Below are 14,635 nucleotides of genomic sequence, written 5' to 3' on the forward strand. Positions count from 1 at the left end.
ACGGCCTACTGGAACGCCCGAGGATAGGTTCTTCGTTCACATATTCGGCCTCTCGTGAGGTCTCCGTCGTCTGGGGCGACCTCACGAGAGTGTCCGGAGAACCGCCGGTCGGCGAAAGAGAGACGGCAACACACATGGCCCTCTGGTCGAAAGTGACGAGCGTCGTGCTCGTGATCGTCATCGGAGCAATGATGAGTGTGCTCTACGTGATCGGTCAAGGGAGCCTGCTTCGTCGAGAGATCGATGAGTATCCTCGCGGTTCCACAGAGATCTCCCTCTATGACGTTTCCGAGGCGCAGACGACTCGCGTACTGGACATTCTCGGTGAGTTCGCTACCGCCGACGAGGCAGCCATCGTGAGAGTGGATCAAGAGTTGTCCGATGCTGACGGCTCATTGACCGGGATGCGCGTCGGGGTCATGACCGGAGACAATGCTCCCGCATCGCTCACGTTGGATTTCCTCGGGACGACGCTGGTCGACATCGACCAGATCGCCGATCTCGCCAGGGCCGATCCCGCTGCATCGATCGGCCTCGACGCCAATGCGGCAGATGTCATCCACCCTGTTCCGGAGTTGTTGTTCGCGCCGCGGTTCTCCGTGGTGCAACTCGCGCGGCTCGTGGAAACGTCGGGTACGGTCAACGGTGCTTACCGGGTTTCGGGGGCCGACGAGGAGCAGTTGGCAGAGTTGCTCAGTTCGCTCGAATCGGCGACGGGGCTCTCGTCGGACCGGATGCTCGCACCGCTCCGCGGTCATGTGACGGACAGCGGGATGAGCGCCCGCCTGCTTCAAGGATTCGTGATAGCCACGGCTCTCCTGCTGTTGCTCGTTCTCCTCTTCGAGGCAGTGCGTGCGTTCCGCGTGCTCGGCGTGCATCTCCTCCTGGGAAGATCGCGCTTGGGTTTCGCCGTCGTGCTGTTGAGGCCCGTCGTCGTCGCGATCGTTGCGACCATCGCGCTGTCGATGATCGCCGTACCACTGATGGCGCCGGGATACAGCGTGAACCCGACGATGCTCGCCGCTGCATGGAGTGCCGCAGTGGCCGGAGTGCTCCTACCAGTCGGGTGTGTGGCGATCGCGGCCCTCGCGCTCGTCGCGGTCAAACCGGTCGACGCGATCGCCGGACGCTTCTCGCGGCGAATTCTGCTCGGCGTGCTCGCCGGTATTCACGCGATGGCGATGGCCGGATTCACCACGACGTTCATCTTTCTCGACGGTCCGATGAAGGAAGCCGGAACGCTCGCAGGGGTCAGCGAATCATGGGCGGCGGTGGCCGATCAGGAAATCCTGTACCAGACGAAGGCGGGTGAGGATGAGGCGAGTTTCGCCGGACAGTCAGGCCAGTATCAGCGCGACTTCTACGACTGGTACACCTCGATCGCCGACGCGCGCGGCGTGGGCCTCGTCAACAGCCAGTATGTCGACCGGAGTGTGCTGGACGTGTGGTCGGGAGTGTACCAATCCGTTCCAGAGCGGCCGTTCTGGTATGTGGTGGCCTCGCCGAACGCCCTCGCGTCACAGGGCTTCGCGGTGGACGCCGGTCTCGTCGAGCGTGCCGAGGCCGGCGAACGTGTCTTCCTGATTCCGGATTCCTGGACGGGATCGGCGCAAGCCGCAGTCCGCGGGTGGCTCGGTGAGCACAGTGACGTCGCCTACGAACCGGCGATCCGCACGGCCTTCTTCGACGACCGGATCGTCACCTTCCAGAACTACCACCCCGCCGAAGCGCTGTTCCCGTGGAGCACGAATCCGGCTGGGTGGAATGGGGTCACCGACGCGGTCATCCTCGTGACGACCCCGGAGAACATGATCCCGTTCGAAAGCGAAAGCCTCGCCGCGGTCGGGTTGGACAACAGTTACGTCAAGCTCAGCCGGGGCGCATCGAAGAGCTATGCGAATCAGTCATACCTCTCGAGATTCGACCTGGACGACAACGGGGTCGAATACCTCCCGGTCGGCGATTTCGTCGCGGGCCTCACGAAGTCCATCCAGTCGGTGGTGCAACTCTTCGGCGTGATGATTCTCTTCCTTGGCCTGTTCTGCTTGTTGCTGCTCACTGCGCTGATGAGGCTGTATTCGACCACGTATCGGGAATCGATGGCCGTCAAGAGGATGCTCGGGTATTCATCCAGCAGCATCTTCGCGCCCGCCTTCGTCCTCGTCGGCGTGGTCTGTGCCTCGGCAGTGACAGCCGCGGCGCTGTCCTCTTCGCGGAGCGCGATCCTGGGGATCGCCGTCATGTCCGCGGCACAACTCATCCTGTTCGTGTTCCTTGCGCGAACCCTCTCGCGGCTGCAACTGACCATCATGCTCAAGGACTAGGACGGACCCACAGTGACACCACTGCTCATGATCGACCAGCTGACCAAGCAGTACGGTTCACGCCGCGTCCTCGACGGCGTGGACTTGGAGGTCCACCGTGGCGAATCGGTCGCCATCGTGGGGCCGTCAGGTTCCGGCAAGTCGACGTTGTTGAACATCGCAGGGCTCCTCGACGAGTGCAGCGGCGGCGAAGTGCGGTTCCGCGGCGCACCGCTTCCACGGATCAACAGCCGGGCGGCGTCGCATCTGCGCCGCGACCACATCAACTACCTCTTCCAGTCGTTCGCGCTGATCGGTGCTTCGACGGCCTTCGAGAACGTCCTGATCGGTCTTCATGCTGTAAGACTCGGCCGACGAGCGAAGGAGCAGCAGATCATGGAAATACTCAACCGACTCGGTCTTCGGCAGGTCGCGCACGACCGGGTCATGACGCTGTCCGGGGGAGAGCGTCAGCGCGTCGCGCTCGCTCGTTGCCTCGTGAAGCCGGGAGAGCTCATCCTCGCGGACGAACCGACGGGAGCCCTCGATGACGCCCTGGCGGATGTCGCAGTCGCTGAAATGCTGTCGCTACAGCAGGACTACGGCAAGACACTGCTGGTGGTCACTCACGATCGGCGGGTCGCCGACCGATGCGACCGGGTCTTCGACCTCGGCCTGTCTGCAGAACGCGATGGAGCCCCATCGCTCTCGGCCTCGTCGGCCGACCCGGTGACCAGGTCCTGAGCTGCGCTGCACTTCGACAAGCTCAGTGACCGGGTGGGGCCACTCGGCGTCCGGGCAGCTGTGGTCCGGTCCGTGAGCTGCGCTGCACTTCGACAAGCTCAGTGACCGGGTGGCCGCTCAGTGACCGGCGGTCCGGTCCCTGAGCCTGTCGAAGGGCGGTGGGAGCGTTACTCCGAGACGGCGGACAGCTCCTCGAACTCGTCGTCGGTGAGCTCGATCGTCGCACCCTGCAGGTTGTCCTCGAGGTGCTCGATGCTCGACGTCCCCGGGATCGGGAGCATGACGGGCGAGCGCTTGAGCAGCCAGGCCAGCGCGAGCTGCGACGGGGTCGCGTCGTGTCGCTCGGCGAGCTGCGTGAGTGGGCCGTCCTCCTTGCTGAGGGCGCCGGTCGCCAGCGGGAACCACGGGATGAAGGCGACGCCGTGCTCGGTCGACCAGTCGAGGAGGTCCTCCGAGGAGCGGTCGGTGAGGTTGTAGAGGTTCTGCACCGACGCGATCGGAGCGATCTTCTGGGCCGCCTCGACCTCGGCGACGCTGACCTGGCTGAGGCCGATGTGCCGGATCTTGCCCTCGTCCTGCAGCTTGCGCAGTTCGCCGATCTGGTCCTCGAACGCCACGGTCGGGTCGATCCGGTGCAACTGCAGGAGGTCGATGCGCTCGACGGCGAGACGGCGGAGACCGAGCTCGACCTGCTGGCGGAGGTAGGCGGGCACGCCGGTGGGCGTCCACTCGCCGGGACCCTGTCGCGTCTGGCCGACCTTCGTCGCGATAACGATGTCGTCGTAGGGGTGCAGCGCTTCGCGGAGGAGGGTGTCGGTGACATCGGGGCCGTAGGCGTCGGCGCTGTCGAAGAAGTTCACGCCGAGCTCGGCGGCGCGCTTGATCAGGCGGATGGCGCCGTCGCGGTCGTCGGGCTCGCCCCAGACGCCCTCGCCGGTCAGCTGCATCGTGCCGTAACCGAGTCGGTTGACGGTGAGGTCGCCGCCGAGGGCGAAGGTGCCGGCGGCGGCGGCTGGACGGGTGGTGGTGTCGGTCATGCGGGTGCTCCTTCGAAGGAATGCGGAAATTCCAGCCAAGCACCGGCGGCTGGGAGGCGCACCCCCCTTGCATTCGGTCCCTGAGCCTGTCGAAGGGACCGGCCGGTGTTACTCAGGGACCGGCGGGTGTTACTCAGGGACCGCCCTTCGACAAGCTCAGGGACCGGGGATGGGTCAGGCTGCAGCGTCCTCGAGGGCGGCACGGAAGGCGACGATCGCCGGGCGGGTGACGCCGGCCTCGCGCGCGGAGGTGAAGATGGTGCGTCGCGGGAGGTCGGGCAGGTCGACGAGGCGACAGCTGGCCGGCTCGCCCGCCCACTGGAGGTCGGGGATGAGGGCGACCGCGTTGCCGGACTCGATCAACCGGATCTGCGCCTGGAGGTCGGCGGTCTGGTAGCGGACGTCGGGCTCGAACCCCGCACGGCGGCACAACTGCTCGGCGAAGTGTCGCGACGCCGCTCCGTGCGGCTCCATCACCCAGGGGAGGTCGGCCGCGTCCTCGATGCGCAGGACCGGGTGGATCTCGTTCGCGACCGGCGGGCACGCGAGTCGGATCGGGTCGGTGGCGAGCTGACGGCGGTCGAGTCCGGGGTGCCTCGGGGCGGCGTGGGCGGGGTACTGCTCCGCGACGACGACGTCGAAGTCGCGCGCCCAGGTCTCGGCCAGCGCCGTCTCCGGTTCGTGCTGCACCATCTCGACGCGGACGTCCGGGTGGTCGCGGCGCATGGCGCTGAGGGCCGCCGGCATGAGCGCGAGCGCCGCCGACTGGAAGACCGCGACGCGGATGGTGCCCGACACGGTCGTGAGGGAGGCCCCGAGGTCGGCCTCGGCGCGCTCGAGCGTGTCGAGGAGGGCGTCCGTGTGCCCCACGAGGATCTCGGCCTGCGGGGTGAGCTGCACCCGTCGACCGACCTTCCGCAGGAGCTCGACGCCGGTCTCCTGCTCGAGGACTGAGAGCTGCTGCGACACGGAGGAGGGGCTGAAGTTGAGGGCTGCGGCGACCTCGGCGATCGTCCCGCGGATCTTGAGTTCGCGCAGCAGGCGGAGCCGTCGGACGTCCAGCACGGTGCCCTCCAAAACCATCGGCTCAACCGATGGATATCGTTCGAAAACCTTCGCTGTATCTTATTGGTCCCGACGCCGATACTGGCACCATGACCGACACTCTTGCATCGACGCAGCAGCTCGACCGCGACGCCCTCGCCACCGAGGCCATCGCCCTCGTCCGCCGCTGGCTCCAGACGGCCTCGACGATCCCCGCCGACGCCTCCGCGCAGCAGCTCGCCGGTGTGTTGAAGGACCCGACCGGCCTCGAGTTCACGGTCGGCTTCGTCGACGGCGTCGTGCGTCCGGAGGACCTCCGCGTCGCGGCCCGCACCCTGCAGACGATCGCTCCGAAGGTGCCCGCGTTCCTCCCCTGGTACCTGAAGGCCGCCGTCCGCTGCGGCGGTGCGTTCGCCCCGATCCTGCCCGGCGTCGTCATCCCGATCTCCCGCAAGGTGCTCCGCAACATGGTCGGCCACCTCGTCGTCGACGCCACCGACAAGAAGCTCGGCCCCGCGATCGCGAAGATCAAGACGCCCGGCACCCGGCTCAACGTCAACCTGCTCGGCGAGGCCGTCCTCGGTACAGGTGAGGCGGCACGTCGTCTCGAGGGCACCCACAAGCTGCTCGCGCGCCCCGACGTCGACTACGTGTCGATCAAGGTGTCGTCGACCGTCAGCCCCCACTCGGTCTGGGCGTTCGACGAAGCCGTCGAGCACGTCGTCACGAGCCTCACCCCGCTGTTCGAGCGTGCCGCCAAAGCCACGCCTGCGAAGTTCATCAACCTCGACATGGAGGAGTACAAGGACCTCGACCTCACCATCGCGGTCTTCACCAAGCTCCTCGACCTCCCGCAGTTCCACGACCTCGAGGCCGGCATCGTCCTGCAGGCCTACCTGCCCGACGCCCTCTCCGCGATGATCCGTCTCCAGGAGTGGTCGGCCGGTCGCCGTGCCGCGGGCGGTGCCGGCATCAAGGTGCGCATCGTCAAGGGCGCCAACCTCCCCATGGAGCAGGTCGAGTCGTCCCTCCACGACTGGCCGCTCGCCACCTGGTCCACCAAGCAGGACTCCGACACCAACTACAAGCGCGTCGTCGAGTACGCCCTGCACCCCGACCGCATCGACAACGTGCGCATCGGCGTCGCCGGCCACAACCTCTTCGACATCGCCTTCGCCTGGCTGCTCGCCAAGCAGCGGGGCGTCGAACGCGGCGTCGAGTTCGAGATGCTGCTCGGCATGGCGCAGGGCCAGGCCGAGGCTGTGAAGCGCGACGTCGGCGAGCTCCTGCTCTACACGCCGGTCGTGCACCCGCAGGAGTTCGACGTCGCCATCGCGTATCTCATCCGCCGCCTGGAGGAGGGCGCGAGCCAGGACAACTTCATGTCCGCCGTGTTCGAGCTGAGTGAGAACGAGACCCTCTTCGCCCGTGAGGAGCAGCGGTTCCTCGCGTCGCTCGCGGAGCTGGACACCACCGTCCCTGCGCCGAACCGGCAGCAGGACCGCACGAAGCCCGCCGAGGCCTCGCCGGTCGACGCGTTCGAGAACACCCCCGACACCGACCCCTCGCTCCCCGCGAACCGGGTCTGGGGACGCGACATCCTCACTCGTGTCACCGAGTCGCGGCTCGGGGACGACACCGTCGCCGCGTCCATCCTCGACAGCACGGAGGCGCTCGACGCCGTCATCGACGGAGCGACCGCAGCGGGCGCCTCATGGGGCTCGCTCTCCGGCGCCGAGCGCGCGGTCATCCTGCACCGCGCCGGCGACGTCCTCGAGCAGCGTCGTGCCGACCTCATGGAGGTCATGGCGTCGGAGACCGGCAAGACCCTCGACCAGTCCGACCCCGAGGTGTCCGAGGCGATCGACTTCGCCCACTACTACGCCGAGCGCGCCCGCGAGCTCGACCACGTGGACGGCGCGACCTTCACCCCCGCGAAGCTCACCGTCGTCACCCCGCCGTGGAACTTCCCCGTCGCCATCCCCGCCGGCTCGACCCTCGCGGCGCTCGCCGCCGGTTCGCCCGTCATCATCAAGCCCGCCCGTCAGGCTCGCCGAAGCGGTGCCGTCATGATCGAGGCGCTGTGGGAGGCCGGTGTGCCGCGCGAGGTGCTCCGCTTCGCGCAGCTGGCCGACAACTCGCTCGGTGAGCGCCTGATCGCCCACCCGGCGGTGGAGCGCGTCATCCTCACCGGTGGCTACGAGACCGCGGAGCTGTTCCGCTCCTTCCGCCCCGAGCTGCCGCTCCTCGCCGAGACGTCCGGCAAGAACGCGATCATCGTCACCCCGAGCGCCGACCTCGACCTCGCGGTGAAGGACGTCGTCGCGTCGGCCTTCGGTCACGCCGGCCAGAAGTGCTCGGCCGCGTCGCTCGTGATCCTCGTCGGGTCGGTCGCCTCCTCGCGCCGCTTCCGTCACCAGCTCGTCGACGCCGTCACGTCGCTCAAGGTCGGCTACCCGGTCGACCCGACCACGCAGATGGGGCCGATCATCGAGCCGGCGAAGGGCAAGCTGCTCGGCGGCCTGACGACGCTCGGCTCCGGTGAGTCGTGGCTCGTCGAGCCGAAGCAGCTCGACGACAGCGGCAAGCTGTGGAGCCCCGGCGTGCGTGCCGGCGTCGCCCGCGGCTCCGAGTACCACCTCACCGAGTACTTCGGCCCGATCCTCGGGATCATGACGGCCGAGACCCTCGAGGAGGCCATCGCCATCCAGAACGAGATCGACTACGGTCTCACCGCCGGGCTGCACTCCCTGAACCCGGCCGAGCTGCGCCTCTGGCTGGACGGCATCCAGGCCGGCAACCTGTACGTGAACCGCGGTATCACCGGCGCGATCGTGCAGCGTCAGCCGTTCGGCGGTTGGAAGAAGTCCGCGGTCGGCGCGGGGACGAAGGCCGGCGGCCCGAACTACCTCATCGGCCTCGGCTCGTGGACCAGCGCCGAGAGCACGGCTGAGCGCACCGTCGGTCGGTCGGCGGAGCGCCGTGGCCCGAAGCCCGCTGTCGCCTCGTTGCTGCGAGCCGCTGACGCGGTGCTCAGCGCCGACGAGTTCGCGTTCCTGCGCCGGTCGGTCGCGAGCGACGCAGCTGCGTGGGCGGACGAGTTCGGGGTCGCGAAGGACGTCTCGAAGCTGACCGCCGAGCGCAACGTGTTCCGGTACGTGCCGCGTGAGGTCCACGTGCGTCTCGTGGACGGCGGTTCGGTCGCGGAACTCCTCCGTGTCGTCGCCGCCGGTGCGACCGCAGGCGCGACCGTGCACGTGTCGTCCGCCGTCGCGTTGCCGCCGAAGCTCGTCCCGGCCGTCGAGGCCATCGCCGGTGGGATCACCGTCGAGAGCGAGGACCGCTGGTACGTGACCGCCGCCTCGCTCGTCGGGACGAAGACCGGCGCACGCGTCCGGATCATCGGTGGGACGACCGAGGGTGTCGCGCACGCGACCTCCGGCAGCCCCGACGTCGCGATCTACGCTGGCGACGTCACCGAGGCCGGTCGCATCGAGCTGCTGCCGTTCCTCCAGGAGCAGGCGGTCTCGATCACGGCGCACCGCTTCGGCACGCCGAACCACCTCTCGGACGACCTCATCTGACCCGAGCCCGCTCGGTTCGCAACTCAGGAACGCCCCGGCGTGTCATCCCGACACGCCGGGGCGTTCTGCATGCCGCGCCGACATCCTCCTGAGTTGTGAACCTGTCTCAGGAGAACTCCGGCGGGTCGGGTGGGTGCGGGGGCGACGCGCCGGAGTTGTCCTGAGTGAGGGACGAAGTGAAGGGGTCAGGGGAGGGGATGTGGCGTCAGCGGAGGGTGCCGTGGGCGGCGAACTCGTCGATGCGCGTGAGTTCGGCGTCGTCGAAGTCCAGGCGGTGGATCGCCGCGTAGTTGCCCTCGAGCTGCTCGACCGAGCTGGCACCGATGATCGCCGACGTGACCGTTTCGCGACGCAGCACCCACGAGAGCGCCAGCTGCGCGAGCGTCTGGCCGCGTTCCTCGGCGATCGTCTGCAGACCGCGGGCGCGCTGGAGATAGGTGTCCGTGATCGATTCCTCGTTGAGGAAGTGGCTCGTCGCCGCACGCGAGTCCGACGGAACCGTCCCACCGAGGTAGCGGTCGGTCAGCATGCCCTGCGCGAGGGGGCTGAAGACGACGGCACCGAGACCGAGTTCGTCGAGGGTGTCGAGCAGGCCGTCCTCGACCTCGCGGGAGAACATCGAGTAGCGCGGCTGGTGCACGAGCAGCGGGACACCGTGCTCACGAAGCGCGGCCGCCGCGGCGATGGTCTGCTCGGGGGAGTAGTTCGAGATGCCGGCGTACAGCGCCTTGCCCTGCTTGACCGCCGTCGCGAGCGCACCCATCGTCTCCTCGATCGGGGTCTCCGGGTCGGGGCGGTGCGAGTAGAAGACGTCGACGTACTCGACGCCGATACGGCCGAGGCTCTGGTCGAGCGAGGACAGCATGGTCTTGCGCGAGCCCCACTCGCCGTATGGCCCCTGCCACATGTAGTAGCCGGCCTTCGAGGTGATGATGATCTCGTCACGGTGGGCCGCGAGGTCCTCCGCGAAGATGCGGCCGAAGGCGGTCTCGGCGGAACCCGCGGGCGGGCCGTAGTTGTTGGCGAGGTCGAAGTGGGTGATCCCGAGGTCGAAGGCGCGGCGCACGATGGCCCGCTGGACCTCGATGCTGCGGCCTTCGCCGAAGTTGTGCCAGAGACCGAGGGACAGCGCGGGGAGGCGCAGTCCGCTGCGGCCCACGCGGCGGTAGGTCATGTCGTCGTAACGGGTTTCGGCTGCTTCGTAGGGCATGGTCTGCGCTTTCATCATCGAATCGTCGTGGTGCCGGGAGCAAGCGTACCGTGATCGTTCACGGCCGAGCCGGTGCAGCGTCGAGTAGCGTGAGCACGTGTCGTCCACCACGCATTCACCCGCTGGAGCGCCCATGCCGCACCCGCGCTCCGGATGCGGCGTCGCGATCATCCGCGATGGTCGGATCCTCCTGCTCGAGCGCCTCCGCGAGCCCGAGGCCGGTTCCTGGGGCATCCCCGGCGGGAAGGTCGACTGGATGGAACGCCTCGAGGACGCCGTCCGCAGGGAGGCCCTGGAGGAGACCGGGATCGAGCTCGGCTCGATCGAGCTGCTGTGCGTCGTCGACCATTTCGAGGAGGCACTGCATCAGCACTGGATCTCGCCGGTGTACCTCGCGGAGGACACCGTCGGCGAGCCAGAACTCCGAGAGCCGGAGAAGCACGGCGGTCTCCGGTGGTTCCCGCTCGACGCGTTGCCGGAACGGGTGACCGTGTCCACGGTGGCGGCGGTCGAAGCGATCGCGCGGTCTCGCGGATCCAGACGCCCGGACGGCGCCGACTCGTAGACTCGGGCGCGTGACCGATCACCCGTCGTCCGACGCCCGCAACGACTTCGTCACCTTCGACGCGCTCCGGGCGGAGGCCGTCGAGCAGCCGGTCCGACGTGGAGCGGGCGCATGGGGCTTCTTCGGCACGGTGGCGATCGTGATCGGCGCCCTGTTGATCCCGGTCGCGCTCGTCAGCACCTGGGCGGACACGATGCTCCGCGACACCGACGCGTTCGTCGACACCCTCGCCCCGCTGGCCAAGGACCCCGCCGTCCAGGCCTTCGTGGGGGACCAGGCGCTCGCCGCGCTGGAGAGTCAGGTCGACCTCGAGGCAGCGGCTGCGGCACCGGCCGACCTCGCGGCGACCCTCTCGCTCCCGCCGGCGATCTCGGAGGTGCTCGGCGCGATCGGTGGCGACACCGCGGATGCGCTGCGCGAGGTCCTGCGCCGGAACGTCGCCGAGTTCGCGGCCTCGCCCGCCTTCGCGACCGCCTGGACCGAAGCCCTCCGCGTCACGCATGAGCAGCTCGTCGCGGGCGTCTCCGGTTCCCAGGGAGCGGTCATCGACGTCTCGGCCGAGCAGGGCCTGGGCGTGCAGTTGGGACCGATCGTCTCCGCGACCCGCACGTGGCTGGTCGACGCGGGGTTCGGCTTCGCGGCCGTCATCCCGGACGTCGACCGCGTGGTCGACGTCGTCCCGGCATCGCAGGTCGCGCCGGTACTCAGTGGGATCCAGGTGATCGAGACGGCGGCGGGTTGGTCGCCCTGGCTCGCGATCGGGCTCCTCGCACTCGGGGTGATCCTGCTCTGGCTAGGGCGCCGCAACCCGAGCCGGACCGTGGCCGGAGCCGCGATCGGCGTCCTGCTCGCGGCGGGTCTGACACTCATCCTGCTCGGTGCTGCTCGGCTCGCCCTCGTGTTCGCGGTGTCGGTCGCGATCCCCGGCGGCGTGGGGGACGCGGCGGCGTCGCTGCTGCTGGGCCCGCCCACCGATGCCGCCTGGTCCGTGCTCTGGGTGTCGCTCGCCGTGGCTGTGCTCGCCTTCGTCAGCGCTGCGTTGCGGCTCCCCGAGCGCATCGCGCAGGACGTCCGGGCGGCGCGGCGTCCGCTGGCGGGCACGAACGCCTAAGCGCCGGTGGCCGATCCGTCGGCAGGGACGGCCCGGCTCGTCCGCGGTGCTGCGAGTCTCCGATGCCACGGCACTTCCACGAGCGCGTGGAGCAGCCAGGACGCGGCGAGGATCGAGCCGAACCAGGCCAGGATGATCGGGGCGCGGAGGAGGAGCGGCACGCCGTCGACGGCGCTCGGCGTGATCGCCTTCGCCAGCAGGATGAGCACGAAGACGTGAACGAGGTACGTGGAGAACGAGAGCTGCCCCAGGATGCGCGCGGGGCGACTGCGCAGCACCGCGGTGGAGCGCGGGCTCGCGACCGCCAGGCCTCCGACGATGATCGCCGCGAAGGTGATCGCGGCCCAGGCTCGTGGTGCTCCGGGTTCGAGTGCGATCGCCGCCACCACCAGGCCGGCGGCACCTCCCGCAGCGACCCACGCCGCTCGTCGGGTGACCGGGAGGGCCGCCGTCCACTCCGCCACGCAGACGCCGAGCACGAAACAGCACAGCACCCGGAGCGTCGGCGGCGCCATGCCGTTCATGGCCGACGGGGCGACAGCGGCGGCGATCGTCGTCGCGCAGACGAGACCGACCGCGAGGGCGGCCACCGGGGCCGGGCCGCGCATCCGGCCGCGGAAGGCGAGGGCGAACACCGGGAACAGGATGAACGCGAGGAACTGGGCCGACAGTGACCATGCGGGCGGGTTCCACCACAGTGCGTCGCCGAACCACGCGCGGGTGAGGGTGAATTCGGCGAGGAGGCCGATGGGCGGGAACGCCCCGTCGTCCGTTGGGACACCGACCATCGCCCCACCGACACAGAGCAGCACGAAGGCGAGGAGTACGGCCACGTGAGCCGGGTAGAGGCGCGCCACGCGGTTCCGGAGGTAGCGACCGTAGGCGGGCCAGGTCCAGCGCCGATCCAGGTAGGCCCGGGCGATCGTGTACCCGCTCAGGACGAAGAAGACGTCCACGGCGAGTCCGGTGTGGGCCATCGGCGCGAGCCACGAGAGCTCGGGCAGCACGGAGAACAGCCAGTCCGCGGAGTGCGAGCACACCACCCACCAGGCGGCGATGGCGCGGGCGCCGGCGAAGGCGGTGTGGTCGACGCGAGGTGCCGGTCGGCGGCCCGGTCCGGTCGCGCGTTTCGCGGGTGACGGCATGGTGCTCCTGAGTGGTCGGGCGGCGGTGAACGCCCCGGACTCTCATCCTAAGATGCTTTTGTACCTCATGCTTCTGTACTGTATGGATTGTGGACAAGACATCACGACGCGACGGAACGGCTCGGTGGCGGAGGACCGGAGCGGGAGCCGACCCCACCCCGGATCCCGAACCGACGGCCGTCGAGCCCGATCCCGACCCCGAAGTCCCGTCGTCACCACCCGACCCCGACCCCGCGCCGTCGGCGCCGACCGGGAGTGCGGACGCCCAGGCCGCCCCGCCCGTCGAACTCGTGCTCGAAGGTCCCGGGATCGACCCGACCGGCGCCTCCGTCAGCACCACCGCGGTCCTCGCCTGGTTCGCGGCTGTCCCGGCCGGCAGCACCGTGATCGTCCGCGGCGGCGACGTCATCGCCGTGGACGCGACGATCCGGATCGACCGTCGCGTCCATCTCCGCGGGCGCGGCGAGCTGCGGTTCGTCGGAGGTGTCGAGGCGGCCCCGGCGCTGAAGCTCATCGTGTCGGGCAGCTCGGTGACCGGTGTCCGGGTCAGCTACGCGGGCCCGCCGGCGTCGAGCACGGGTGAGCGCAACACCGGGATCAGCATCTGGGCGAGCGACGTCCTGATCGACGGCGTCACCGTCGACGGGTTCCAGAACGGCATCGCCGTGCAACCGGCGGGCGAGTTCGAGGGCGTCGTCATCTCCGCGTGCCATGTCCTGAACATCGTCGGCTCGGGCGGAGGGCGGGGATCCGCCTCGTCTGCGGGCGAGGATCGCGGCGACGGCATCACCGTCTGGGGTGCGCGATCGGCGATCGTGGGCAACATCGTCTCGGCCGCCCCCGGCACCGACGCACGGGTCGGCATCCATGCCGAGAACCTGCCCGACTACGCGGTCGACCCCGGGTCCTGGGCCGACTCGATGGTCACGATCGAGGGCAATGTCGTCACCGGGCCGTTCCGCCGGTCCATCGCCGTCGAGGGCATGGCCCACACCGTCGTGACCGGCAACACCGTGTCCGACGCGACCTGGTGGGGACTCGCCGTCATCGACACCCGATCCGTCGCCCTGGTCGCGAACACGGTGCGCTGGACACGCACGACCGACGACGACCAGGGGTCGGCCTGGGGGCCGAAGCGCTGCCCGGTCATGATCTACCGCGACGCGCAGGGAACCGTGGTCTCCGGGAACGTCATCGAGATCCGCGGCGTCGCGGCCGCGGGCATCATGGCCCAGGCGGCGACACCGCCCCGCGGTTCGCCCACCGTCATCGGCGCCGTCGACGCGCTCATCACCGACAACGTGGTCCGCATCGCCGGCGGTACCTGCCCGATCGGGATCGCGCTCGATCGGACGAGACAACCCGTCGTCTCGGGCAACCGCGTCGCCGTCACGCTCGCATCCGGCTCGGTGGGCGGTGTCGTGTCGTACCTCGCCGAGGATGCGGTGGTCTCCGACAACTCCATCACCGGGGCGGCGACCTCCAACGGGTTCGGGGTGCTCCACCAGGGTGCCGGCTCGATCGTGGTCATGGGGAACCGCATCGACCGCATCCGCGTCGCGGTCGCCGTGAGCAACTGCACCGGTGGCGCGACGATCATCGGCAACACCGCGCGCGAGTGCGAGTACGGCCTCGACACCTTCGGCACGACCGGGCATTCGGTGGTGCAGGGCAACCGTTGGGAGTCGAACAACACGGCGCACGCGAACGCGCAGCCGAACACGAGCTACCTCTCCACGCGGCACATGGGGCTCGCGCGTCCGTACGGCGGTCGCTCCGGCGACATCCTCGTGGGGAACGGACGACTGTGGGTGAACGATCAGGGCACCTGGCGGTCGACGACCCTCAGCTGAACCGAGGGGCGGGCGCTCGGGAATCGAGCGCGCGCCCCT

The 14,635-nt window shown here is 69.1% G+C and carries 10 protein-coding genes; 6 read left to right on the plus strand and 4 right to left on the minus strand.

Features of this window, described 5'->3' with window-relative positions; genetic code table 11:
• Window positions 1-134 precede the first annotated feature (134 nt).
• Together IFR14_RS01545 and IFR14_RS01550 are read left to right on the plus strand one after the other, a co-directional pair.
• Window positions 135-2,324: a hypothetical protein gene (locus IFR14_RS01545; RefSeq protein ID WP_137242853.1), complete on the plus strand. Its 2,190-nt coding sequence runs from the start codon at window positions 135-137 to the stop codon at window positions 2,322-2,324.
• A 27-nt stretch (window positions 2,325-2,351) separates the two neighbouring features.
• The gene (locus IFR14_RS01550) at window positions 2,352-3,047 is read left to right on the plus strand and encodes an ABC transporter ATP-binding protein (protein WP_137242852.1); all 696 of its coding nucleotides are present in this window, start codon (window positions 2,352-2,354) and stop codon (window positions 3,045-3,047) included.
• A 167-nt stretch (window positions 3,048-3,214) separates the two neighbouring features.
• Here IFR14_RS01550 and IFR14_RS01555 read toward each other — a convergent pair whose 3' ends face one another.
• Together IFR14_RS01555 and IFR14_RS01560 are read right to left on the minus strand one after the other, a co-directional pair.
• Complete coding sequence (locus IFR14_RS01555; protein WP_191939992.1) at window positions 3,215-4,084, minus strand: aldo/keto reductase; 870 nt, start codon at window positions 4,082-4,084, stop codon at window positions 3,215-3,217.
• A 174-nt stretch (window positions 4,085-4,258) separates the two neighbouring features.
• Entirely contained in the window at window positions 4,259-5,149 is an 891-nt protein-coding gene (locus IFR14_RS01560) for a LysR family transcriptional regulator (RefSeq protein ID WP_079003772.1), read from the minus strand.
• Window positions 5,150-5,238: 89 nt separating this feature from the next.
• Between IFR14_RS01560 and IFR14_RS01565 the strand changes: the two genes are divergently transcribed.
• Window positions 5,239-8,712, plus strand: coding sequence for a bifunctional proline dehydrogenase/L-glutamate gamma-semialdehyde dehydrogenase (locus IFR14_RS01565; protein ID WP_191939993.1), 3,474 nt, complete (start codon window positions 5,239-5,241; stop codon window positions 8,710-8,712).
• Between the two features lie 205 nt (window positions 8,713-8,917).
• Here the strand turns inward: IFR14_RS01565 and IFR14_RS01570 are convergent, their stop codons facing one another.
• Window positions 8,918-9,922: an aldo/keto reductase gene (locus IFR14_RS01570; RefSeq protein ID WP_191941199.1), complete on the minus strand. Its 1,005-nt coding sequence runs from the start codon at window positions 9,920-9,922 to the stop codon at window positions 8,918-8,920.
• 97 nt (window positions 9,923-10,019) lie between these two features.
• Here IFR14_RS01570 and IFR14_RS01575 point away from each other — a divergent pair, with 97 nt between their 5' ends.
• Together IFR14_RS01575 and IFR14_RS01580 are read left to right on the plus strand one after the other, a co-directional pair.
• A complete protein-coding gene (locus IFR14_RS01575) occupies window positions 10,020-10,487 on the plus strand; it encodes an NUDIX domain-containing protein (protein ID WP_198425020.1) in 468 nt (155 codons plus the stop codon).
• Window positions 10,488-10,497: 10 nt separating this feature from the next.
• Entirely contained in the window at window positions 10,498-11,598 is a 1,101-nt protein-coding gene (locus IFR14_RS01580; protein WP_191939994.1) for a hypothetical protein, read from the plus strand.
• Here the strand turns inward: IFR14_RS01580 and IFR14_RS01585 are convergent.
• Window positions 11,595-12,743: an acyltransferase family protein gene (locus IFR14_RS01585; RefSeq protein WP_191939995.1), complete on the minus strand. Its 1,149-nt coding sequence runs from the start codon at window positions 12,741-12,743 to the stop codon at window positions 11,595-11,597. The two genes, IFR14_RS01580 and IFR14_RS01585, sit on opposite strands and share 4 nt — an antisense overlap.
• Before the next feature lie 89 nt (window positions 12,744-12,832).
• On the opposite strand from IFR14_RS01585, the gene IFR14_RS21315 reads away from it, so the two are divergent.
• Window positions 12,833-14,596 (plus strand): right-handed parallel beta-helix repeat-containing protein, encoded by a 1,764-nt coding sequence (locus IFR14_RS21315; RefSeq protein WP_191939996.1) that lies wholly within the window; start codon window positions 12,833-12,835, stop codon window positions 14,594-14,596.
• Window positions 14,597-14,635: the final 39 nt, after the last annotated feature.

The sequence above is a fragment of the Plantibacter sp. CFBP 8775 genome, assembly GCF_014839505.1.
Classification (GTDB): domain Bacteria; phylum Actinomycetota; class Actinomycetes; order Actinomycetales; family Microbacteriaceae; genus Plantibacter; species Plantibacter auratus.

Bases quoted from the DNA above. Each gene is read 5' to 3' on its own strand.
- IFR14_RS01570 (WP_191941199.1), bottom strand. From the start codon at position 9,922: ATGCCCTACGAAGCAGCCGAAACCCGTTACGACGACATGACCTACCGC.
- IFR14_RS01565 (WP_191939993.1), top strand. From the start codon at position 5,239: ATGACCGACACTCTTGCATCGACGCAGCAGCTCGACCGCGACGCCCTC.
- IFR14_RS01545 (WP_137242853.1), top strand. From the start codon at position 135: ATGGCCCTCTGGTCGAAAGTGACGAGCGTCGTGCTCGTGATCGTCATC.
- IFR14_RS01585 (WP_191939995.1), bottom strand. From the start codon at position 12,743: ATGCCGTCACCCGCGAAACGCGCGACCGGACCGGGCCGCCGACCGGCA.
- IFR14_RS01550 (WP_137242852.1), top strand. From the start codon at position 2,352: ATGATCGACCAGCTGACCAAGCAGTACGGTTCACGCCGCGTCCTCGAC.
- IFR14_RS01555 (WP_191939992.1), bottom strand. From the start codon at position 4,084: ATGACCGACACCACCACCCGTCCAGCCGCCGCCGCCGGCACCTTCGCC.